The 20,373-nt window shown below is 64.2% G+C and carries 23 protein-coding genes; 6 read left to right on the top strand and 17 right to left on the bottom strand.

Features of this window, described 5'->3' with window-relative positions; genetic code table 11:
• Window positions 1–43: 43 nt before the first annotated feature.
• From D9V32_RS05910 to D9V32_RS05890, 5 genes are read right to left on the bottom strand one after another with little or no spacing between them, the layout of a single operon-like run.
• Window positions 44–838: an ABC transporter ATP-binding protein gene (locus D9V32_RS05910; RefSeq protein ID WP_121647983.1), complete on the bottom strand. Its 795-nt coding sequence runs from the start codon at window positions 836–838 to the stop codon at window positions 44–46.
• The gene (locus tag D9V32_RS05905; RefSeq protein WP_220700661.1) at window positions 831–1,727 is read right to left on the bottom strand and encodes an ABC transporter ATP-binding protein; all 897 of its coding nucleotides are present in this window, start codon (window positions 1,725–1,727) and stop codon (window positions 831–833) included. The genes D9V32_RS05910 and D9V32_RS05905 overlap by 8 nt, the downstream gene beginning before the upstream one ends.
• Window positions 1,724–2,608, bottom strand: coding sequence for an ABC transporter permease (locus tag D9V32_RS05900; RefSeq protein ID WP_121647982.1), 885 nt, complete (start codon window positions 2,606–2,608; stop codon window positions 1,724–1,726). Before D9V32_RS05900 ends, D9V32_RS05905 begins: the two co-directional genes overlap by 4 nt.
• The gene (locus D9V32_RS05895; protein ID WP_245982099.1) at window positions 2,605–3,615 is read right to left on the bottom strand and encodes an ABC transporter permease; all 1,011 of its coding nucleotides are present in this window, start codon (window positions 3,613–3,615) and stop codon (window positions 2,605–2,607) included. Before D9V32_RS05895 ends, D9V32_RS05900 begins: the two co-directional genes overlap by 4 nt.
• Before the next feature lie 58 nt (window positions 3,616–3,673).
• Window positions 3,674–5,251, bottom strand: a complete 1,578-nt coding sequence (locus tag D9V32_RS05890; protein ID WP_121647981.1) for an ABC transporter substrate-binding protein — start codon at window positions 5,249–5,251, stop codon at window positions 3,674–3,676.
• Between the two features lie 172 nt (window positions 5,252–5,423).
• Between D9V32_RS05890 and D9V32_RS05885 the strand changes: the two genes are divergently transcribed.
• Window positions 5,424–5,993, top strand: a complete 570-nt coding sequence (locus D9V32_RS05885; protein WP_121647980.1) for an Lrp/AsnC family transcriptional regulator — start codon at window positions 5,424–5,426, stop codon at window positions 5,991–5,993.
• Window positions 5,994–6,043: 50 nt separating this feature from the next.
• Here D9V32_RS05885 and D9V32_RS05880 read toward each other — a convergent pair whose 3' ends face one another.
• From D9V32_RS05880 to D9V32_RS05865, 4 genes are all read right to left on the bottom strand, one after another.
• Window positions 6,044–6,436: an avidin-fold protein gene (locus tag D9V32_RS05880; RefSeq protein ID WP_121647979.1), complete on the bottom strand. Its 393-nt coding sequence runs from the start codon at window positions 6,434–6,436 to the stop codon at window positions 6,044–6,046.
• 141 nt (window positions 6,437–6,577) lie between these two features.
• A complete protein-coding gene (locus tag D9V32_RS05875; RefSeq protein ID WP_121647978.1) occupies window positions 6,578–7,126 on the bottom strand; it encodes a hypothetical protein in 549 nt (182 codons plus the stop codon).
• A 383-nt stretch (window positions 7,127–7,509) separates the two neighbouring features.
• Entirely contained in the window at window positions 7,510–7,917 is a 408-nt protein-coding gene (locus D9V32_RS05870) for a hypothetical protein (RefSeq protein WP_121647977.1), read from the bottom strand.
• Window positions 7,914–8,570 (bottom strand): nucleotidyltransferase domain-containing protein, encoded by a 657-nt coding sequence (locus tag D9V32_RS05865; protein WP_245982095.1) that lies wholly within the window; start codon window positions 8,568–8,570, stop codon window positions 7,914–7,916. Before D9V32_RS05865 ends, D9V32_RS05870 begins: the two co-directional genes overlap by 4 nt.
• A 117-nt stretch (window positions 8,571–8,687) precedes the next feature.
• Between D9V32_RS05865 and D9V32_RS05860 the strand changes: the two genes are divergently transcribed.
• Both D9V32_RS05860 and D9V32_RS05855 read left to right on the top strand, forming a co-directional pair.
• On the top strand, window positions 8,688–9,236 hold the full coding sequence (locus D9V32_RS05860) for a GrpB family protein (protein WP_121647975.1): 549 nt from the start codon (window positions 8,688–8,690) through the stop codon (window positions 9,234–9,236).
• Between the two features lie 41 nt (window positions 9,237–9,277).
• Entirely contained in the window at window positions 9,278–9,766 is a 489-nt protein-coding gene (locus tag D9V32_RS05855) for a GNAT family N-acetyltransferase (RefSeq protein ID WP_121648169.1), read from the top strand.
• Between the two features lie 62 nt (window positions 9,767–9,828).
• Here D9V32_RS05855 and D9V32_RS05850 read toward each other — a convergent pair whose 3' ends face one another.
• The 4 genes from D9V32_RS05850 to ychF all read right to left on the bottom strand — a co-directional run bounded on the left by D9V32_RS05850 (window position 9,829) and on the right by ychF (window position 12,420).
• Window positions 9,829–10,317 carry a DUF6998 domain-containing protein gene (locus D9V32_RS05850; RefSeq protein WP_183086197.1) on the bottom strand — a complete coding sequence of 163 codons (489 nt, stop codon included), beginning with the start codon at window positions 10,315–10,317 and terminating at the stop codon, window positions 9,829–9,831.
• Window positions 10,318–10,468: 151 nt separating this feature from the next.
• Window positions 10,469–10,765, bottom strand: coding sequence for a HigA family addiction module antitoxin (locus tag D9V32_RS05845; protein ID WP_121647974.1), 297 nt, complete (start codon window positions 10,763–10,765; stop codon window positions 10,469–10,471).
• A 9-nt stretch (window positions 10,766–10,774) separates the two neighbouring features.
• The gene (locus D9V32_RS05840) at window positions 10,775–11,053 is read right to left on the bottom strand and encodes a type II toxin-antitoxin system RelE/ParE family toxin (protein ID WP_281272130.1); all 279 of its coding nucleotides are present in this window, start codon (window positions 11,051–11,053) and stop codon (window positions 10,775–10,777) included.
• A gap of 293 nt (window positions 11,054–11,346) precedes the next feature.
• Window positions 11,347–12,420, bottom strand: coding sequence for a redox-regulated ATPase YchF (gene ychF, locus D9V32_RS05835; protein WP_121647972.1), 1,074 nt, complete (start codon window positions 12,418–12,420; stop codon window positions 11,347–11,349).
• Window positions 12,421–12,562: 142 nt separating this feature from the next.
• On the opposite strand from ychF, the gene D9V32_RS05830 reads away from it, so the two are divergent.
• Entirely contained in the window at window positions 12,563–13,330 is a 768-nt protein-coding gene (locus tag D9V32_RS05830; RefSeq protein ID WP_121647971.1) for a GntR family transcriptional regulator, read from the top strand.
• An 87-nt stretch (window positions 13,331–13,417) separates the two neighbouring features.
• On the top strand, window positions 13,418–14,794 hold the full coding sequence (locus D9V32_RS05825) for a DNA recombination protein RmuC (protein ID WP_121647970.1): 1,377 nt from the start codon (window positions 13,418–13,420) through the stop codon (window positions 14,792–14,794).
• A gap of 84 nt (window positions 14,795–14,878) precedes the next feature.
• Here the strand turns inward: D9V32_RS05825 and glpX are convergent, their stop codons facing one another.
• Window positions 14,879–15,865, bottom strand: a complete 987-nt coding sequence (glpX, locus tag D9V32_RS05820) for a class II fructose-bisphosphatase (RefSeq protein ID WP_121647969.1) — start codon at window positions 15,863–15,865, stop codon at window positions 14,879–14,881.
• A gap of 125 nt (window positions 15,866–15,990) precedes the next feature.
• Entirely contained in the window at window positions 15,991–17,013 is a 1,023-nt protein-coding gene (locus D9V32_RS05815; RefSeq protein WP_183086196.1) for a fructose-bisphosphatase class II, read from the bottom strand.
• A 187-nt stretch (window positions 17,014–17,200) separates the two neighbouring features.
• Here D9V32_RS05815 and fbaA point away from each other — a divergent pair, with 187 nt between their 5' ends.
• Window positions 17,201–18,229, top strand: a complete 1,029-nt coding sequence (gene fbaA / locus D9V32_RS05810) for a class II fructose-bisphosphate aldolase (protein ID WP_121647967.1) — start codon at window positions 17,201–17,203, stop codon at window positions 18,227–18,229.
• Between the two features lie 89 nt (window positions 18,230–18,318).
• Here fbaA and D9V32_RS05805 read toward each other — a convergent pair whose 3' ends face one another.
• A complete protein-coding gene (locus tag D9V32_RS05805) occupies window positions 18,319–19,278 on the bottom strand; it encodes a DUF6264 family protein (protein WP_121647966.1) in 960 nt (319 codons plus the stop codon).
• Window positions 19,279–19,308: 30 nt separating this feature from the next.
• Window positions 19,309–20,343 (bottom strand): 4-hydroxy-3-methylbut-2-enyl diphosphate reductase, encoded by a 1,035-nt coding sequence (locus D9V32_RS05800; RefSeq protein WP_121647965.1) that lies wholly within the window; start codon window positions 20,341–20,343, stop codon window positions 19,309–19,311.
• Between the last annotated feature and the right edge of the window lie 30 nt (window positions 20,344–20,373).

Below are 20,373 nucleotides of genomic sequence, written 5' to 3'. Positions count from 1 at the left end.
GGTGCCCCGAAAACTCGGGCACCCTCCCTCTGTGTTGCGTGGACTAGTCCTCGGGCAAGCCCGGAAGCGTGCCCAGGCCGTCGACCGCGGGGATCGCGGCGAGGAGGCGCTGGGTGTAGGGGTCCCGCGGGGAACGCCACACCTGCTCCACGGTGCCGAGTTCGACGACCTTACCCTTGCTCATCACGGCGATCTCGTCGGCGATGGTGCGCACCACCGCGAGGTCGTGGCTGATGAACAGCATCGACGCACCCGATTCCAGAGCCAGGCGGCGCATGAGGCCGGCGACCTTTGCCTGCAGGCTCGCGTCGAGCGAGGCGATGGGCTCATCACCGATCAGCAGGTCGGGTCCGGACGCAATGGCTCGTGCGATCGCGATGCGCTGGCGCTGACCACCGGAGAACTGGTGAGGGAATCGGTTTGCCGCCTCCGCAGGCAACTCCACCTCCTCCAGCAGACCGGCAACACTCCAGCTGTCACGCTGCGGGTGGATGCGCAGTCCATCCTCGATCTGCTTTCCCACGGTGCGCCGCGGGTTGAGCGAGGCGTACGGGTTCTGGAACACCATCTGGATGCGCAGCAGCTCGGCCGGACGGGTCCGCATTCCGAGGGTTCGGATCGGGGTGCCGTTGAACGTAATGCCGCCGGAGTGGATGGGCTCCAAACCGCAGACGGCCCGCGCGAGCGTGGACTTTCCGCAGCCGGATTCTCCGACCAGGCCCAGCACCTGCTTCGGCTTGAGGTCGAAGCTCACGCCGTCAACCGCGGTCAGGATGCCCCGGCCCGGCAGCTTGTACTGCACGCGCAGGTCATCCAGGCTTAGCAGGGACTCACTCATTGCCGACCTCCTTCGAGATTTCTTCAACCGGCGCCGCGGATTCGGCGGACTCCAGATCGGCACCCGCACGCTCGTGGCTCGGCAGTGCGTCGATCAGCGCACGGGTGTACTCGTGCTGGGGGTTTCGCAGCACGTCATAGCGCGTGCCCTCCTCCACAATCTCGCCCTGACGGAGCACGGCGATACGATCGGCGAGGCTGCTCATCACACCCAGGTCGTGGGTGATGAGAAGCACGGCCAGGCCGAGGTCATCGCAGAGCTGACGAAGCAGGCGCAGCACGCCGGCCTGCACGGTCACGTCGAGCGCGGTGGTGGGCTCATCGGCGATGAGGATGCGCGGCTCGCAGATGATCGCCACGGCGATCGCGATGCGCTGCAGCTGACCACCGGAGAACTGGTGCGGATACTTCTTCAGCGCGGTTTCCGGCAGCGGCACCCGCACCTTCCGCAGCACGTCCAGCGCACGCTCCCGCGCCTCCTTCTTGGAGACGCCGGTGTGGGCGCGCAGGTGGTCGGTCAGCTGGCGCTCGATGGTGAGCATCGGGTGCAGGCTCGCGGTCGGGTCTTGGAAGACCATGCCCACGTGCTGGCCCCGAATGCGGCCCATATCACGTTCGGGGAGGGCCAGGAGGTCCCGTCCCTCGAACGTGATTGAGCCCTCCGTCTTCGCGTTCTTCGGCAGGAGCCGAAGCATCGCGAGTCCGGTGATCGATTTTCCCGAACCGGATTCTCCGGCGAGGCCGGTGATCTGTCCGGGAATCAGGTCGAGGTTGATCCCGTGCAGGATCTCCCTCTCGCCGATACGTATTTTCAGGTCGCGAATGGCGAGGCCGTCCTCGGCACTCGCGTGCCGGGCCCCGTCAAACTCAAACTCTTTTGCGTGGCTCACATTGCCCTCCCCTGCACCGCGTCCTGTGCGCGCGGGTCGAGGGAGTCGCGCAGCGAGTCCCCAATAAAGTTGAACGCCATCACCACGGTGAAGATCGCGAGACCGGGGAAGGCCGCGATCCACCAGGAGGAGAACTGCTGCACGCCATCGGACACCATCGCGCCCCAGTCAGGCAGCGGAGGGGTGGCCCCGAGGCCCAGGAAGCTCAGACCCGCGAGCAGCAGGATGGCGGTACCCACGTCGAGCATCGCAAGCACAAAGACCGGCGAGATGACGTTGGGCAGAATGTCCCGTCGCAGCGTGGTGAACGGGCTGTTGCCCAGCAGGCGACCGGCGATCACGTACTCCTGGCGTCGCGCCGAGAGCACGAGTGAGCGGGTCACGCGGGCGTAGGCGGGCCAAGACACGATCAACATCGCGATCACGGCATTGGTGAGGCTCGGGCCGAGCGCCGCGGTGATCACCATCGCGAGGATGATGGTCGGGAACGCGAACACGAGGTCGGCGATACGCATGATGATCTCGTCCACCGCGCGGCCGAAGTAGCCGGCGATGGCACCGAGGGTGCCGCCCACGACCATCGAGGCCACCACGAGCGCGAGCGCCAGCGGCATCGAGATGCGGGCACCGCTGATCACCCGGCTGAGCACGTCTCGGCCCACGGCGTCGGTCCCGAAGAGGTGGGCACCGCTCGGGGGCTGCAGGCGATCAAAGTCCTGGGCCAGCGGATCAAACGGGGCGATGATCGGCGCAAAAATCGCGATCAGCACCCACAGTGCGGCGATCGTGATTCCGGTGATCGCCAGCGGCGTGCGAAACGCCGGTGAGATCTTCAGCCAGCGGCGCCGCTTGGCGCGCTGGGTCAGGATATCGGCGCTCATGCGAGCCTCACTCTCGGGTCAATGACCCCGTACAAGACGTCCACCAGGAAGTTCAGGCCGATGTAGACAAAGCCCACGATCAGACCCACGCCCATGATGGCGGGCAGGTCGAGCTTGGTGGCGGCGGCAAACGAGTACTCACCGAGGCCGTGCCAGGAGTACACCTTTTCCACCAGCACGGTTCCCGACAGCAGGGATCCAAACGCGAGGCCCAGCACGGTGATGATCGGCACCAGGGCACCGCGCAGCACGTAGCCAAAGACCACGGTGCGGCGGGGCAAACCCTTGGCGGTGGCGGCCTTGACGTAGTCGAGGTCGAGAACCTCGAGCACGGCCGAGCGTGCGAACCGGGTCAGTAGACCGATGGTGTACAGCGCGAGCACGGAAGCCGGAAGCACCAGGTGGTAGAGGGCATCCCAGAAGGTGCCCCATTGTCCGGCGATCAGCGAGTCAACGGTGTACAGACCGGTGACCTGGGGCGGGGCGATGGACACCGGGTCGAGGCGACCCGAACCGGGGAAGATACCCAGCACGAAGAAGAAGACGTAGTAGACCACGAGTGCCAGCCAGAACGTGGGCCAGGACAGCCCGATCAGGCTCACCACGCGGATGATCTGGTCGACGATGGTGCGCTGCTTGAGCGCGGCCCAGAGGCCGAGGCCAATACCGATCAGGGTGGAGAAGATGATCGCGGCCAGCGCGAGCTCGATGGTGGCGGGTACGGCGGAGGCGAGTTCATCGGCCACCGGCATCCGGGTCTGGGTGGAAACACCAAAGTTTCCGTGCAGCACGTTGTTCAGGTAGGTGAAGTACTGCGCCACGAGCGGCTGGTCCAGGCCGTTGTCCGCTCGGAACTTTGCGACAATCGCGGGATCGGCGGCCGCCTGCTCACCGAGGGCTGCCTGCACGGGGTCGGCGGGCACCAGGTTGGTGAGAACAAAGGTGACCACGGTCACCCCGAACATCAGCAGAACGCTGAGTCCGAGGCGAACCGCGACGTAGCGCACGAAGGGGGGAACACCCCTCCGTGCGCTACGGTCTGCCGTCTCAGTGGTGACGGCGGTGTTACTTGATGAGGGCAAGGTCCACGGTCCAGACCGGGTTGGTGATCACCGAGGTGATGCTCGGAGCGGTCACGATGCTCTGAGCCGGCTGCAGCAGCGGCACGAACGGTCCGCTCTCGTTGAGAGCCTTCTGCCAGGCCTCGTAGGCGGCGGCGCGAGACTCACCGGTGGCGGCCTTGGCGGCGTTAGCCAGCTCGGTCACCGCGGCGTCGGCACCCGCGGCCCAGCCGGCACGCAGACCGACGAGCTCACCGGGCGAGAACACCAGGTAGTTCGAGGCGTCCGGGAAGTCCGGACCCCAGTACCAGAGGCCCACGGTCTCGGTGCCGTTGCGGTAGGCGTCGAGCTCGGTGGCCACCGGGGCGGGGGCCAGCGCGATGTCGATGCCGACCTCCTTGAGCTGAGCCTGTACGGCCTCGGCCACGTTCTGCAGCGAGAGTCCCTGCACGGTGATGTCGTTCGGGAAGTTCAGGGTGACCTTCTCGCCGTTGTAACCCGCGGCCTTGAGGGCGGTCTTGGCCGCCTCAACGTCGCGCTGGTTTCCCTGCTTGGCGTCAACCGCGCCGACGAACAGCGAGGGGATCGGGCCGCCGGGGCGAACCGAGCCGTCGCCGGCCATCTTGACGATCTTGTCGTAGTCGATACCCAGCTTGACGGCCTTCAGGAAGTCCGGGTTGCTGGTGATCTTGCTGACGTCCTTGTTCTGGTTCAGCAGCAGGAAGATCATGTAGCGCGAGGGGTCCGAGGTGATCTTCACCTTGGAACCGGCGAGCTCGGCGACCTGGTCGGGGTTGAGGTCGAGGGCAACCTGCGACTCGCCCTTCTCCACGTTCAGCTTCTGGGTCGGGCCGGCAACGTTACGCAGAACTACGCGCGAGTAGGCGGGCTTGGGGCCGTTGTACTCGGGGTTGGCGGTCAGCACAACCTGCTTGGCGGCATCGAACGACTCGAGCTTGTACGGGCCGGAACCGGCGGAGGTCTTGTTGAGGAATGCCTCGGCCTTGTCGGATTCGGTGTCGGAGCCGCCGTTGGCTTCCACAACCTTCTTGTTCACAACGGAGAGTGCCGGGTTAGGCAGGATGAACGGCAGAGCGGGGTTGGGCTCGGCCGAGGTCAGGGTGAGGGTGTTGTCGCCGGTCTTGGCGACGGTCACGCCGTCCAGCAGGAACGACGGGTTTCCCTTGACGCCCTGCACGCGGGTGAGCGAGAACACGGCGTCGTCTATGGTAACCGGGGAGCCATCGGAGAACTTCGCTCCGGGCTTCAGGGTCAGGGTGAGAACGGTGTTCTCGGGGTTCATCTCATAGCTGGCGAGGCCATCGATGGGCTTGGTGACGTCGTTGCCCTCGAAGGTCAGCAGCGTCTGGTACAGAGCCTTGGCCACGATCGAGCCGGTGGTCTCGTACTGGCGGTTGGGGTCTGCGGTCTTCAGGTCGAAGGATGCGTCGACAACGAGGGACTTGCCCGCGGCGCCTCCGTCGGTCGATCCGTTGTTCGCTCCGCCGGCACAACCGGACAGGGCGAGAGCGGCGGCGATTGCCAGGCCGGTGGCGGCGGCGCTCTTTCTTGAGAACTTCATGTGTGGGGCCTCCTGTTCGTTACCCGAAATGGATAACTCTTTACAGAAATTATGCGATAAGCGATTATTGTGTCAAATAGGAAACAAAAGTGCGCATAATGTGCACCTATTTTCAATATTCTTGGCGTTTCGTCCAATTCCCGCGTAATTTCATCAGCTCAACGGAGACAGAATGCAACTCGACGATATTCACATCGGCATGGTCGATCTGCTGCGACGCAACGGCAGGCTCTCGATCGCCGCCCTGGCAGAGCAGCTGGGGATCTCCAGATCGAACGCCTATCAGCGCTATGACTGGCTCATTGAGACCGGCGTTATCACCGGCTTTACCGCGACCCTGGACTTCCGGGCGGCAGGCTTTGGGGTGGCCGCGCTGGTGTTTGTCTCGCTCGAGCAGAACCAGTGGGGCGCGTTCCGCGAGCGCCTCCCCACGGTGCCGGAACTGGAGTATTTTGCGGTAACCGCGGGCGCGCACGACGGCATGCTGCTGGTGCGTGCGGCGGATGTGGCGGCGATTCACGAGCTGGTGGCGATGAACCTCGCGCAGTGGCCCTCGATCAAGTCCACCGAGACGGTGTTTGTGATGGATGAGCAGTGGGACCGGGTGAGCCTGGGGGCCGGATTTGCCGGCCGCGCGCTGCGCTCCCCCGGGGAGTGGGCGGGTGAGTCTCCGCTCGGGTCAACCCGGCACCTGCGGATCGCAGAACCGGGCGAGGAGGATGAGGGAGCGCCGCTGCGCTAGCCTCATCCTCCTCGTGGGTGGTGCGTGTTGGTGGTGCCTGAGGGGCCGTCCTACTTGGCGGCGACCTCGCGGCAGACGCTGAGCTGCGGCTCGCCGTTTGCGCCGACGTAGAACTCGGTCAGGCGCAGCAGGCCGTCGGCCTGACGGGACACGATGGTGGTGTCGTTTCCGTGCACGAGGTTGCCGTTCTTCGAGCGGTGGTTGTACGACATGTGCAGGGTGTCACCCTCGCGAATGCCCGAGAAACGACCCTCGATCACGGTGTCGCCGGTGTAGTCACCCCACACCACGCCCTCGTTTTCGAAGTAGCGGAACAGGGTGGGCTCGGCGGCCACCACGCTGGTGGTGGACGTGACCATTTCGAACACCACGTTGTTGAGCGAAACGTCAACGCGCTCGCCCTCGACGGCGCTGTTGTCTACGGCAATATTGGCCTGAATCATGGGATTCTCCAGTCGGAAAAATGGGGCTCGCTGAGGGAGCCGCGGGGAATGGGACGCCCACTCGGGGGCATCGGGGTCAGGTTACACCCACGACGGTGTGAAGCTGCAACCGAAGCTTCCGCTCGCACACAGATCTGCAGCTCAGGATTGCGCCGCGTGCCTTCCGATCTTCCCCGTGGGACGGGTGCGCCGCTTCCATTTTTTGGCATAGTAGAGACACGAACCCACACTGAGGATCACGAGAATCCAGGGGAACCAGATAAACCCGGAGCTGGTCCACTCCACGTGAACGATGTTGTTGTCTTCGTCGTTATTGAATCCACCGGGGCGGTAGCTCGTTCTGGCCGTTCCGCCCTCGTTGACCGTTCCATCGAGGCGGACATCGGTCAGGGTTGTGCTGCCATCATCGCTCACCCAGTTACCAAAGTTTGAGCATCGACTCTCGGGCACGGCCTTCATACACTCCTGAGACGTCTGCGTGAAGGTGCCCCACAGTTGTGGTTCTTGTGCAGAGACAATTCCGCCGATTCCCAGCACCACCGCTACCAGGGTGACAACACCCATCACCAGGAAAAAGATCGAGTGCCCGGCGATCTGACCGACACGTGCAGCGGTTCCGAGCCAGGCGCGTTTCTGTTTTTGCTCCCGAGTCTTTGCCCCGGATCCCGGCCCGGGTTCTTGCTCCGACATTCATCCCCAACCCTGCACAACGATACGAACGGTTCATCGTACAGGGAAAGAAGGTCCCAACGGGGGCTCCGGTGAATCCGAGGACGTTCCGTCCCTGTTTGGCTGCGAGCCACTAATCGAGGCGATGGGGCACCTCTCCACAGCGTCGCGGTAACGCCACGTTCCGCTATCGCTACCGCGCGTACTCCGTGACTTCGTTGCGGTGTAGTCGGATCGTTTCTCGTGACTCAAAACCCGCCTCGGCCAGCACTTTTTCGAGGGCGTTGATTTCCGAGGAACCTCCGATGGGGGCACCCACCCAGACGGTTGAGACGTCGGTGAGGAGAGGACAATCGTCGAACATATCGGGTTCTGACGGGGTCGCCGCATTGGCTGACGTTCCCCTACCGGGCGGCGCGTTCCACCAGGGCTCGGGCAGCACGGGAGGCTCGTCTCAGGTTCGATGCGCTAATCGGATCATGACCGTAACCTGCGCGGGTTTTCATAGCCAACAGCGCGCTCAATTCACGAGCCGCAGCCGTGTTCACGGTGCCCAGCAGCGAGATCGCGTCCTGATGGTCCTGGCCCTGCGCGTGGTGCCCCAGCGCCCCCGCACACAGAGCATCGGCCGCGGCTATGCCCGCATGAACGTACAGGGTCACGGCAGCATCACCCACGCCGAGCGTATCGGTCAGCGCCAGTTCGAGGGCATCGTCCGCAACATGGAGGAACTGCTCGGCCTTGGCGAGTCGCCCGCGGCGGACAACGTCATCGGCAGGGACGGTCTTGCTTCCACGACCCCGGGGATTCATGCGACTTCACGCTGATGCCGGAGGTGCCTGCGCAGCCAGGTGGGGTCGCCCGCCACATCGATTCCTTCGGCGAGAATTGAGTCGAAAATACTCGCCGACCGCACCTCGGATGCCCGATAGAGCAGCGGTCGCACGTCGTTTCCAGTCCAAACATGGAGCTTCGCAGACAGTTCGCCCACGGCATCGTCCAAAGCGTCCTCCGAGATGCCATCGGGGAAAACCATGAGGACGTCGATATCGCTGTCATCGCGCATTTGTTGACGAGCGGCCGAACCGAATATCTTCACGGTCAGGGGCTGTACCTCCCATGTGGCAATCACCCGTTGAAGGCGTGCAATGAGCGTGTTTCGGGCGTCGGCAATCTGCAGGATTGCATCGGCCAGTAAGTGTTCACGGTTGAACGCGAAGGCCAGGTTGCGGCCGACCGATCGCTCCGCGACAACACCCTGATTCGTGAGCCGAACCACCGACTTGCGCACGCCGGGGGCAGAGCCGTCCTCGGGCAGGAGCCGATGAATCTGATCAACTGTGAGGAACTGATCGCTGCGGCACAGCACGGTGAGAACCTGCGAGTCAAGGCCCGTTGTACTCATCGCGGCGAACGGATTTTGCAGTCGCATGATGTCCCTCCAGTATTCATTCCAGCCTGACATAGAACCCGCATTTAATCTACAAAAGTATATGAAAATATACTTTTGTATCTCACGGGTTCAATGATCTTCACATCCGTCTCAACACTCAGCGCTCCGCGCATCTGAAAGAATTGCCGTATGAGTGACGAGCGAGACGCGTATTTGGATTCGGTACTGATCGGCGGGCGGGAGACCCCCACCATCGTGGTGGTTCCCTATGACGAGGCCTGGCCGGTGCGCTTCGCGTCGCTTTCCGAGCAGATTCTGGCGGCACTTGGCCCGGTCGCGCTCTCCGTGGAGCATATCGGTTCCACCTCCGTTCCCGGCCTCGCGGCCAAACCCCTCGTGGACATTCTGCTCACCGTCACCGATGTGGAAAACGAGGGCGCCTACGTGCCCGCGATGGAGGCCGCGGGCTTTGTGCTGCGCGTGCGCGAGGACCATCACCGAATGTTCCGCACGCCGGAGAAGGACGTGCACATTCACGTCTATCAACCCGAACACTCGCAGGTCAGCGACTATATTGCACTGCGCAATCACCTGCGCTCCGATGCGGCCGATCGCGAGCTCTACGCCCAAACCAAGCGCGCACTCGCCGAGCGGACGTGGTCGGATATGAACGACTACGCCGATGCGAAGACCGACGTGATTGCCGAGATTTTGGGGCGGGCGCGCCTCTCTGCGTAACAGTGGCCACCGGCACCTCTCACCGCGCAAGGGTTGAGGTCATGACGGACTTCATCATTCGCGAGCCGCGAGCCCATGAGGCGGTGGAGCTTGCCGAGCTGCACCTCGAAACCTGCCGGGAAACCTACGCCGGCCGCTTTCCCGCCTCGGCCTGGGGCGATGAGGCGCGCGCTAATCGACTCCGACTCTGGGAGGCCATCTGCTCCCAGCCTCGCCCCACCGACAGGTTCGCGGTGGCCGAGCGTCGGGGCAGGCTGATCGGGTTTGCCGGCTCGGGTGTGCCCACCGAAAACGCACCCGTGCGCGATCGCGCGCTCTTTTTCCTCTACCTCCTCGCCGCAGAGCACGGTTCCGGTGCCGGGCAGGCAGTCCTGGATCACGTCCTTGGTGAGGACCCCGCGAGCCTCTGGGTCCTGGAGGACAATCCGCGCGCACGCGCCTTCTACACGCGAAACGGCTTTGCTCCGGACGGCGCACGCCAGCCGACGGGCTATGAGTCCGGCGGCGACGAGGTGCGAATGGTGCGTTAGGGGTTCACGCTTAGAGGGCTGAGGTGTACCTACCAGACGAGGTGAACCCCGCGAATGACGGGCTACTCGATACGGGCGTACGCAGTCTGCATCTCCGCGGTGACGTCCCATCCCATCGTCCGCATCTGTCGAAGGCTGGGTTGGCGGCCGTTGGTGTGCGGAATGAGCCTAATGTTGTCCTCGATCTGCTTCGCCTCGACCTCTACGGCCTCGACAATCTCGAAATCCTCGTTAAACACGAGAAAGACGGCCGTGTGAAAGTCCGTGCTTCGAAACGGACTGAAACGTGCCGAATCCCCCGCAGCACGGGAGGCCATGGCCTTTACCTGGATGCGCTGTCCCGCCTCGGTTGTGATGTCGTGCGACTTCGTGGAGTTGGGCTCAAGCACCCCACCACGCGCCAGAAACACGACCTGCTCGGCAATATCACCGATGGGCTTATTGTTGGTTCGCACGAGATCGCGGCTCCGAAGCTCGAAGAGGATGCGCGCCTCCAACCGGAGCAGATCTCGCACCGAGAGTCCTGAAATGTCCGGAATCGCGCCCACCATCGACTTCTCCAACCCGTTTGGTCTCGGCGGAAGGCTCATTCCGCCGCAAACTGACATGCTATCGGTAGCCGTGCGGCGAATGACCCCTCCGGGCATGTCGGTCCTCTTTCAATGAACCACACCCGCGCTTCCGCAATGCACGCATGAGAGGCTACGCGCGCTGCAGAGGCTGAATTGCCTCCAGGGTTTCGGCGAGCGCGTCCCGTTCGAGTTCAAGGTCGTAGTGGGTCTGCAGGTTTATCCAAAACTGCGCACTGTTTCCCAGATAGCGCCCAAGCCGCAGTGCGGTGTCGGCCGTAATCCGCCGTTTGCCGTGCACAATCTCGTTGATCCGCCGGGCCGGCACACCAACGGCCACCACGAGTCGATTCTGAGTGATCCCGAGCGGCACAATGAACTCGTCGAGCAGAATTTCTCCGGGGTGCACCGGTATCAATTTGAGCGTCATGACATCCTCCTAGTGATAGTCAACGATTTCGACGTGGGAAGCTCCGCCGTCGGTCCAGACGAAACAGATGCGCCACTGCCCATTGACTCGGATGCTGTGCTGTCCGGCGCGATTACCCTTCAATGCTTCTAGCCGGTTCCTCGGCGGAGAACGTAGGTCCTCCAGAGAAACAGCTGCATCAAGAATGAGGGGCTTCATGAGGGCCGCACGTTGCACTCGCGAATCTAGACGTCTCGTCGGAATGCGCGCAAAAAGCCGCTCCGTGTCTCGATCCGCGAACGGCGTGATGATTCCTCAACAGCATAACGCGGCGCGTTAAATAGATAGTGTGCGGCTCGTCAATAAATTGAACTCAACGAAGACCCTGAAAAACTTCACACCGCCCACGCGCCCGACGAAGTCCCACCGGGAGGGAAAAGAATCGTCAACCTAATGCAAGTTCGCGATCGAGTACTCGTGCTTCCCGGGCGCTCCGACTGATGCGTATCCCTGTCAGAATCCTGCTAGACCGGAGATTTACGAGGCTACGTTGCACAACCGGCCCGCCTCCCGAAGGAAGCGGACCGTGTGAGCGGGGCGCGTTAGACGTTGAAGCGGAACTCCACCACGTCGCCGTCCTGCATCGTGTATTCCTTGCCCTCCATGCGGGCTTTGCCCTTGGAGCGGGCCTCGGCGACCGAACCGGTCTCCACCAGGTCGGCAAACGAGATGATCTCGGCCTTGATGAAGCCGCGCTCGAAGTCGGTGTGGATCACGCCGGCGGCCTGCGGAGCCTTGGCACCCTTGGGGATCGTCCAGGCGCGCGACTCCTTGGGGCCGGCGGTCAGGTAGGTCTGCAGGCCCAGGGTGTCGAAACCGATGCGGGCGAGCTGGTCGAGACCAGACTCGGTCTGGCCCGTGGAGGACAGCAGCTCAGCGGCGTCGGCGTCGTCCAGGTCGATCAGCTCGGACTCCAGCTTGGCATCGAGGAAGATGGCCTGGGCGGGGGCAACGAGGGCGGCCAGCTCGGCACGCTTCTCGTCGCTCTGCAGCACCTCCTCATCCACGTTGAACACGTAGATGAAGGGCTTGCCGGTGAGCAGACCGAGCTCGCGAACGGGCTCCAGGTCGATCTTGGTGGCGGACAGCGGGGTGCCGGCGTTCAGCGCGGCAAGCACCTCGTTGGCGGTGTCCAGGGCGGCCGGGTCAATGCGCTTGCCCTTGACCTCCTTCTCCAGACGCGGAATCGCCTTCTCTACCGTCTGCAGGTCCGCGAGGATCAGCTCGGTGTTGATGGTCTCCATGTCACCCGCGGGGTTGACCTTGCCGTCAACGTGAATGACGTCCGAATCGGCGAAGCCACGCACAACCTGAGCAATAGCATCAGCCTCACGAATGTTTGCGAGGAACTGGTTACCCAGACCCTCACCCTCACTCGCGCCACGCACGATGCCCGCGATGTCTACGAAGGACACGGCGGCGGGCAGGATGCGCTCGCTGCCGAAGATCTCGGCGAGCTTCGTCAGGCGCGCGTCAGGAAGGTTCACCACCCCGATGTTGGGCTCGATCGTCGCGAACGGGTAGTTCGCCGCGAGCACCTGGTTCTTGGTCAGGGCGTTAAACAGGGTTGACTTGCCAACGTTGGGCAGTCCGACAATTCCGATAGTGAGGGCCACAAAGGTCTATCGTACCCGGCCCGGTGTCTCACAGCCAGCCGAGCGCCGGAGCGTTGGTTCCGGGCACCCCAGAAACTCCCACGGTGCGTTGCTAGCGTCCGCACAAACACTCGATCTACACACGGCATCTCGAGGAGCACCGATGCGAACAACCGGCCACCCCATTACGCCACTCACCCTCACAATCGATCGCAACGACAAGGCCCCGCTCTACCGGCAACTGTCCATCCAGCTCCGCTCGGCTATCTCCCTCGGCAGACTGCCACCCGGAAGCCGCCTCGAAAACGAGATCACGCTCGCCGGGCGCCTCGGAATCTCGCGCCCCACCGTGCGACGCGCCATACAGGAGCTCGTCGCAGACGGCCTCATCTCGCGGCGACGCGGCATCGGCACCCGGGTGGCTCACATCCGAATCCACACCCGACTCGACCGCATCGACACCGTGAAGACACTCGCTCAGGAAGGCCACCGCCCCACCACCTCCGTGCTCGAGAGCACCATCGAACCCGCGATCGGTGACATCGCCGAACAGCTGGAAATCCCGGTCGGCGAACCTGTCCTCTATGTCCGCCGACTGCTGAGTGCGAATCGCTCGCCACTCGCGATCCTTGAAAACTTCCTCCCCGCCGCACGGGGCACCCTCGCGGCGGACGCACTCGATAGCGGAGACCTCCATACCCTGCTGCGTTCGATCATCCGGCGCACCTCCACGGTGGCCGAGCAGCTCACGGCGCGCGCCTCCACCCTCGAGGAGAGCATTCTGTTGGGCGCTGCGCTCGACGGCCCGATTCTCGAGCGTCACCGCATCACACGCTCCGCCGAGGGGCGGGTGGTGGATGCCGCGCGCCAGGCGTATCGCGGCGACCTCATCGCGATTCGTTCCGAGACCGGCACCACCACGGAGCCGTAACATTGCACAGCCCACCCCGGCAATTGAGTTTTCCACCCGTCTGGTCGCCTCACCCCAGGTGTCGGTGGCCTCGGGCACACTGAGGACATGGACTCACTACTCCCCCTCCTCCTCGGTCTCGCGCTCGGGCTGCTCCTCGGCGCGGTCCTCGGCGGGCTCGTTGCCCAGCGCAGAGCGGCGTCGGCACTGCGCAGTGCCGATCAGCGGGCGAGTGCTGCCCGCACCGAGGTAGACATTCTGAACGCCCGGCACTCGGCCGATCTCCTGGCACAGAGCGCCAATGAGTCCGAGATCCGAGGTGCGCTGCGCGCCGAGCTTGCCGCGCTCGAGGCCACCACGGGCGAGCTCCGCGATCAGCTCGAAGCTCAGCGCCGCCAGGCTGCCGATCAGGAGCGCCGCCGCGCCGAGGAGGCCGCGCAGCTGCGCTCTCGAGAATCACAGGACGCCCGGGTTCTGGAGGCCCTCGCCCCGGTCGCCGAGACCCTGCGCACCATGCAGACGGCCGTAAGCGCCATCGAAAACCAGCGCAGCCTCCAGCACGGCGAGCTGAGTGCTCAGCTGCGCGCCGCAACCGAAGCCGAGGAACGGCTCCGGCGCACCACCGACACCCTCGCCGGAGCGCTGCGATCAAACAACGTGCGCGGCGTCTGGGGAGAAACCCAGCTGCGCAACGTGGTCGAAGCCGCCGGCCTGATCGAACGCGTCGACTTTAGCGTGCAGTCCTCCGTAACCACCGATGCCGGCGCCGGACGGCCCGACATGGTGGTGCACCTCCCCGGCGGCAAGAACATCGCCGTAGACGCCAAGGTTCCCTTCAACGCCTACCTCGAAGCCAGCGCGATCCCCGCTACCGCCACCGGAGCCGAAGCCGCCCGGCGAGAAAGCCTCCTCCGCGACCACGTCAAGGCCGTACGCGAACACGTCGTCGCCCTCGGCAACAAGACCTACTGGGAGGGCCTACCCGCCTCCCCCGAACTCGTGATCGCCTTCATCCCCAGCGAATCCCTCGTCTCCTCCGCCCTCGAAGCAGACCGCACCCTCCTCGACTTCGCATTTTCCAAGCGCGTCGCCCTCGCCTCCCCCGTCACGCTCTGGTCCGTCCTCAAAACCGTCGCATTCAGCTGGCAACAGGACGTCCTCACCAAGGAAGCCACCGAACTCTTCGACCTCAGCCGCGAACTCCACTCCCGCCTCGCGGGCACCGCCACCCGGCTCCAAAAACTCGGTCGCTCCATCGAACGCTCCGTCAAGGACTACAACGTCGTCATCGGCTCACTCGAACACCAGGTCCTACCCAGTGCCCGCAAACTCGGCCGCATCGACAAAGACCGCGTCATCGCGGGCCTCACCCCCGTCGAAGAACCCCTCCGCGAAATCACCGACGTCGACCTGGTTGCCGGCCTCGACCGCGCCGCCAGCCTCGACCACACTGCAAGCAACGAAGCCGACCACACACACGATTAGGCCCGCGCCAACCCCGTACCCGGTACACGAAAAACCGGGTGTCTCCCGAAGGAGACACCCGGCGCAACTGAGCTACGAGAGAGGCTAGCGCCACTTCTCCACGAGGTGATCCGCCACGATCCGACGAATCGTGCCCGACTTCGAACGCAACACAATGCTCTCGGTACGAATGATCGGGCCGCGGTGCTGCACACCCGCCACCAGACCACCATCGGTCACACCCGTCGCCACAAAGAACGTGTTATCGCTGCGCACCAGCTCATCCGCGCCATACACGTAATCCATCTTCAACCCCGCGGCCAGACCGCGCGCACGCTCGGCCTCATCACGCGGGTGCAGACGACCCTGAATATGACCGCCCAGAGCCTTGATCGCACACGCCGTCACAATACCCTCCGGGCTACCACCCGTACCCAGGCACATGTCAATGCGCGTCCCATACCGAGCCGCGTTAATACCGCCCGCCACATCGCCGTCAAGCATCAGACGCGTACCCGCACCCGCCGCGCGAATCTCCTCAATCAGACCCTCGTGACGCGGACGATCCAGCACCGCCACCGTAATATCTGAAACCGGAACCTTCTTCGCCGCCGCCAGGGCACGAATGTTCTCCCCCACCGACTGACGAATATCCACAACCCCGATACCCTCCGGCCCGGTCACGATCTTGTCCATGTAGAACACCGTCGAGGCATCCAACATCGACCCACGATCAGCAACCGCAATAACCGACAGCGCGTTCTGCCGACCCGCGGCAGTCAGACTCGTCCCATCGATCGGATCAACCGCGATATCCACGGCCGGCCCCTGGCCATTGCCCACCCGCTCGCCATTGAACAGCATCGGGGCCTCATCCTTCTCGCCCTCGCCAATCACCACCGTGCCATCAAAATTGACGGTACCCAGGAACGCACGCATCGCATCCACCGCCGCACCATCGGCCGCCAGCTTGTCACCACGACCAATGTACGGCTCGGCACGAATCGCCGCCGCCTCCGTCGCCCGAACGAGCTCAAGTGCAAGATTTCGACCCGGCTGCAGATAAAGCGACTCGGTATTGGGCTGACTCATGAAAAACGCTCCTCAAAACGTGAACCTAGCGAACCAATCCACACTAACCCCGCGCGCAAAGACGAGTACCGGCGTGTGGCCCAAAACCACGCTTAAGAAGTTGAGATCTTAACAAAAAGCGATGTTTATGCCGAGGTTTCGGTTGCCGACCATGACCAGATTCGCGCATCCTGACCCTTGCCCTGCACCGCCTGCAGCGGCGAACCCGGCACAATCAGGCACTCGGTAACGGCGCTCACCAGAATGGCCGCACGGCCCCCACACAGCTCATCCATACCCAGCAGGGCATCCACACTCAGCCCGTGCGCCTCAATCCGCGAACGCTCCGACCGCGACTGCGGGGCAAACCGTGCCTCCATCGAACCGCCCAGCGCCCGCACCGCGGCCGCCACCACGAGCCCCTCGGGTGCACCACCAATACCGGCCACCACATCGAGCTCGGCATCCGGCTGCAGCACCCGAAGCGACCGCTCCACCTCGCCGTGCTCAAAGAAATCACAGTGCGCGCCCACCTCACTTGCGATGCGCATCAGCTCCGCGTTACGCGGACGATCCTGAATCGCCACGTGCAATTCGGAAACCAAAACCCCGCGGTGAGCGGCAATGGCCGCAAGCGTCTCCCCAAATGGCGCATCAACGGAAACCCTCGGGGCACGCGGACCCGCCACGATCTTCTGCAGGTAGTACGCCGGCCCAATATCGGCAAACGATCCCGGCTCAGCCACACCCAGGACCACCATCGCGCCAGGCTCCCCCGCCGCCGCCAAACGCGTGCCATCCACCGGATCCACGGCAATCTCCACCGCGGTACCGCCCAGCCCAAAGGTCTCACCGGCCGCGAGCATCGGGGCCTCATCCTTCTCCCCCTCGCCCGCAATCACAACGCCCGAAAGATTCAGGGTGTCCAGCTCACTCCGCAACGCGCTTACCGCCGCGCCATCCACGGCCAGCGGATCCCCCGACCCCACGTGATCGGCCGCCGCGGTGGCAGCGGCAACCGTGGCCAGCCGCAACCCGCGCAGGGCCTCGGCACCCGGCCAGCCCACGGGGGCCGCCGGACGTCGCGCGGCCGCCGGACGGGCGGCGGCAGAACCCGCGGGACGGAAAAAGGCTGACCCCGGGCGCGGCCCGGTCGACGACTCACTCATGTCATCAATTGTGCCCGATTCTGCCGTGCACAACCGATCCGCACGGATGTGCACCACCCCGAGCACCCGCCCGCGGCCGGGCATCATCCGGCATATGGCACTCCATACGTACATATTTTTCGGGCGCGCAGCCGCGCGTCTCGATAGACTCAAGGTGTTCCATACAGACATCGCTTAAGGAGAAGTAATGCCTATCGCAACCCCCGAGCAGTACGCACGGATGCTCGACACCGCCAAGGAAAACGCCTTCGCGTTCCCGGCGTTCAACGTGTCGTCCTCGCAGACCATTCACGCCGTGCTCCAGGGGCTGACCGAGGCTGGCTCCGACGGCATCATCCAGGTCACCACCGGTGGCGCCGACTACTTCGCCGGTCACACCGTGAAGAACCGCGCATCGGGCGCCCTGGCATTCGCCAAGTTCGTGCACGCGATCGCCGATAACTACCCGATCACCGTGGCCCTGCACACCGACCACTGCCCGAAGAACGCCCTCGACGACTTCGTGTACCCGCTGATCGCCGCCTCCGAAGAAGAGGTCAAGGCCGGTCGCAACCCGATCTTCCAGTCCCACATGTGGGATGGCTCGGCCGTACCCCTGGGTGAAAACCTGGAGATCGCCAAGGAGATCATCAAGAAGACCAAGAACATCAACGCCATCCTCGAGGTCGAGATCGGTGTTGTCGGTGGCGAGGAAGACGGCGTCAGCCACGACATCAACGAGCACCTCTACACCACCCTCGAAGACGCCATCCAGACCGTCGAGGCCCTCGGCCTCGGCGAGCAAGGCCGCTACATGGCAGCGCTCACCTTCGGTAACGTCCACGGCGTCTACAAGCCCGGTAACGTGCAGCTGCAGCCGGCACTCCTGAAGGAAATCCAGGAGGGTCTCGCCGCCAAGTACGGTACCGCCGCCAAGCCGCTCGACCTCGTCTTCCACGGTGGCTCCGGCTCGACCGACGCCGAAATCAGCGAGGCCGTCGCCAACGGTGTCATCAAGATGAACATCGACACCGACACCCAGTACGCCTTCAGCCGTGCCATCGCCGACAACGTACTGCGCAACTACGACAGCTTCCTCAAGGTAGACGGCGAGGTCGGCAACAAGAAGGTTTACGACCCCCGCGCCTGGGGCAAGATCGCCGAAACCGCCATGGCCGCACGCGTCATCGAGTCGACCCGTCAGCTCGGTTCGCACGGAAAGTCGCTGACCATCTAGTTCAGCCTCACCACTCGTCCGCAAGACGGGACAAACAAAACCCCGGCGGTGCATCTGCACCGCCGGGGTTTTGTGTTGCCGCGTAAACGCTACGGCTGCAGCGTCTTGACGTAGTCTTGGAAGGCCGGATCATTCGCCATGGTGGGCGCAATAATCATGGTCATCACGAGCAGCGCCACGACGGCCGCCAGAACGGGAATCCACCAGGAGGAGCGTCCGGCCCGGATGCGGCGCAGGGTCCACCAGGCCGAGAGCGCCCAGATAATCACCATGGCCGCGAGCATGATCCAGCCCGACACCGTGATGGCCTGCCCCAGGCCATCACTCGAAATGCCCAGCTGCTTGTAATACTCGGCAAACGCCTCCCGAAGGTTCAGGAGTGCGGGCACGCTGGTCAAAACCGAGAAGGCTCCGAATGCCAGAAGCAGAAACGAGATAAACCGGTCCGCGGGCGGCGGGGTGTCCAGCCCGTCAAATCCGCGCGCGGAGGTTGCCGGACGCTTTCCACCGGGACGGGGAGCCTGAGCACGCACCGCAGACGGGCCCGGCTGTTCGGTACCGGCCGGGGCCCCTGGTCGCCCACCCACGTTAACGTGGCTAAACGAACCCGCCGAGTAGCGCGGGACGCCGTTCTGAGTCGACGGCTTCGAGGCGGCATTCTGAGTGGACACCGGCGCGAAGACCGGGGCATCCGTGGAACGCTCGCCATACTCGGGGGCGGGCAGCGGAGCTTCCTCCACGCGCTCACCGTACTCGGGCGGCGGAAGCTGCGAGGCCGGACGCCGCTCACCATATTGGGGAGCCGGCGCAGGCGCAGGCACCGGGGTCGGCACCGGCGCTGCCGGCTCCTTCTCCGAATCGCCATCCGCGGGCGTGGCTGCGGCCAGCTGTGCACCCTCAACCCGCTCGCCAAACTGCGGACGAGCGGGCTGCGCGGGCGCTACGGCCGGGGTGGTCTCCGAGGAGTCCTCGGCCGCTCCGGTTCCGTCCATCTGGGATCGCTGCTCCTCGGGAGTCGCGAATTCACCAAAGCGGGGTTGGGGGGTCATCGTTACCTCTCGAAAAGCGTGGAAGTGAATCTAGGACGAGCGACGGCCACCCAGGGCGCGCTCGTCGCGGTTGCCCTCGAGGTCCTTGCGGAGCTCCTTGGGCAGGGAGAACATGAGGTCTTCCTCGGCGGTCTTGACCTCCTGGACGTCGCCGTAACCGGCACCGGCCAGGTCGCGCAGAACCTCATCAACCAGGACCTCCGGCACCGAGGCACCGCTGGTGACACCGACGGTCTGGACGCCGTCAAGCCACTCCTGCTTGATCTCGCTCGAGTAGTCGACCCGGTAGGCGGCCTTCGCGCCGTACTCCAGAGCCACCTCGACGAGACGGACCGAGTTCGACGAGTTGGCCGAACCCACGACGATCACGAGGTCTGCACCAACGGCGACCTTCTTGATCGCGACCTGACGGTTCTGGGTGGCATAGCAGATGTCATCCGACGGCGGGTTCTTGAGGTTCGGGAAGCGCTCGCGCAGCAGGCGCACGGTCTCCATGGTCTCGTCCACGCTGAGGGTGGTCTGCGAGAGCCACACCACGTTATCGGGATCCTTGACGGTGATCTTGTCGACGTCCTCGGGGCCGTTCACGATGGTGGTGCGCTCGGGAGCGTGACCCGCGGTGCCCTCAACCTCTTCGTGGCCCTCGTGGCCGATCAGCAGGATCTCCTGATCCGCGCGAGCGAAGCGCACGGCCTCGCGGTGCACCTTGGTGACCAGCGGGCAGGTGGCGTCGATGGCCTGGAGGCCGCGATCGGCGGCCGCATTCACCACGGCCGGCGAAACGCCGTGCGCGGAAAACACGATGTGCGAGCCCTCGGGGACCTCGTCTACTTCCTCGACAAAGATCGCGCCCTGCGCCTCGAGTTCGGAGACCACGTGCACGTTGTGCACGATCTGTTTGCGCACGTAAACGGGTGCGCCATAAAGGTTCAGCGCCTTCTCAACCGCAATGACGGCGCGGTCAACACCGGCGCAGTAGCCGCGCGGGGCGGCCAGCAGCACACGTTTGGGTCCGGCGACCGGGTTATCCTGGAGTCGGCTTGAAGCACCGGGGATCCTCGGCATCGGCAGGCTAATCGTCGTGTTACTCACGTC

This window comes from Mycetocola tolaasinivorans (genome assembly GCF_003667565.1).
GTDB lineage: Bacteria > Actinomycetota > Actinomycetes > Actinomycetales > Microbacteriaceae > Mycetocola > Mycetocola tolaasinivorans.
Note: the sequence above shows the minus strand (reverse complement) of the source record. Positions and strands in the feature narration are given on the sequence as shown.

Bases quoted from the DNA above. Each gene is read 5' to 3' on its own strand.
- D9V32_RS05865 (WP_245982095.1), bottom strand. From the start codon at position 8,570: ATGTCAGGCTGGAATGAATACTGGAGGGACATCATGCGACTGCAAAAT.
- D9V32_RS05885 (WP_121647980.1), top strand. From the start codon at position 5,424: ATGCAACTCGACGATATTCACATCGGCATGGTCGATCTGCTGCGACGC.
- D9V32_RS05805 (WP_121647966.1), bottom strand. From the start codon at position 19,278: ATGACCCCCCAACCCCGCTTTGGTGAATTCGCGACTCCCGAGGAGCAG.
- D9V32_RS05855 (WP_121648169.1), top strand. From the start codon at position 9,278: ATGACGGACTTCATCATTCGCGAGCCGCGAGCCCATGAGGCGGTGGAG.
- D9V32_RS05880 (WP_121647979.1), bottom strand. From the start codon at position 6,436: ATGATTCAGGCCAATATTGCCGTAGACAACAGCGCCGTCGAGGGCGAG.
- D9V32_RS05870 (WP_121647977.1), bottom strand. From the start codon at position 7,917: ATGAATCCCCGGGGTCGTGGAAGCAAGACCGTCCCTGCCGATGACGTT.
- D9V32_RS05890 (WP_121647981.1), bottom strand. From the start codon at position 5,251: ATGAAGTTCTCAAGAAAGAGCGCCGCCGCCACCGGCCTGGCAATCGCC.
- D9V32_RS05815 (WP_183086196.1), bottom strand. From the start codon at position 17,013: ATGAGTGAGTCGTCGACCGGGCCGCGCCCGGGGTCAGCCTTTTTCCGT.
- D9V32_RS05900 (WP_121647982.1), bottom strand. From the start codon at position 2,608: ATGAGCGCCGATATCCTGACCCAGCGCGCCAAGCGGCGCCGCTGGCTG.
- D9V32_RS05850 (WP_183086197.1), bottom strand. From the start codon at position 10,317: ATGGTGGGCGCGATTCCGGACATTTCAGGACTCTCGGTGCGAGATCTG.
- D9V32_RS05860 (WP_121647975.1), top strand. From the start codon at position 8,688: ATGAGTGACGAGCGAGACGCGTATTTGGATTCGGTACTGATCGGCGGG.
- D9V32_RS05800 (WP_121647965.1), bottom strand. From the start codon at position 20,343: ATGCCGAGGATCCCCGGTGCTTCAAGCCGACTCCAGGATAACCCGGTC.
- D9V32_RS05910 (WP_121647983.1), bottom strand. From the start codon at position 838: ATGAGTGAGTCCCTGCTAAGCCTGGATGACCTGCGCGTGCAGTACAAG.
- D9V32_RS05875 (WP_121647978.1), bottom strand. From the start codon at position 7,126: ATGTCGGAGCAAGAACCCGGGCCGGGATCCGGGGCAAAGACTCGGGAG.
- D9V32_RS05845 (WP_121647974.1), bottom strand. From the start codon at position 10,765: ATGACGCTCAAATTGATACCGGTGCACCCCGGAGAAATTCTGCTCGAC.
- fbaA (WP_121647967.1), top strand. From the start codon at position 17,201: ATGCCTATCGCAACCCCCGAGCAGTACGCACGGATGCTCGACACCGCC.
- glpX (WP_121647969.1), bottom strand. From the start codon at position 15,865: ATGAGTCAGCCCAATACCGAGTCGCTTTATCTGCAGCCGGGTCGAAAT.
- D9V32_RS05830 (WP_121647971.1), top strand. From the start codon at position 12,563: ATGCGAACAACCGGCCACCCCATTACGCCACTCACCCTCACAATCGAT.
- D9V32_RS05825 (WP_121647970.1), top strand. From the start codon at position 13,418: ATGGACTCACTACTCCCCCTCCTCCTCGGTCTCGCGCTCGGGCTGCTC.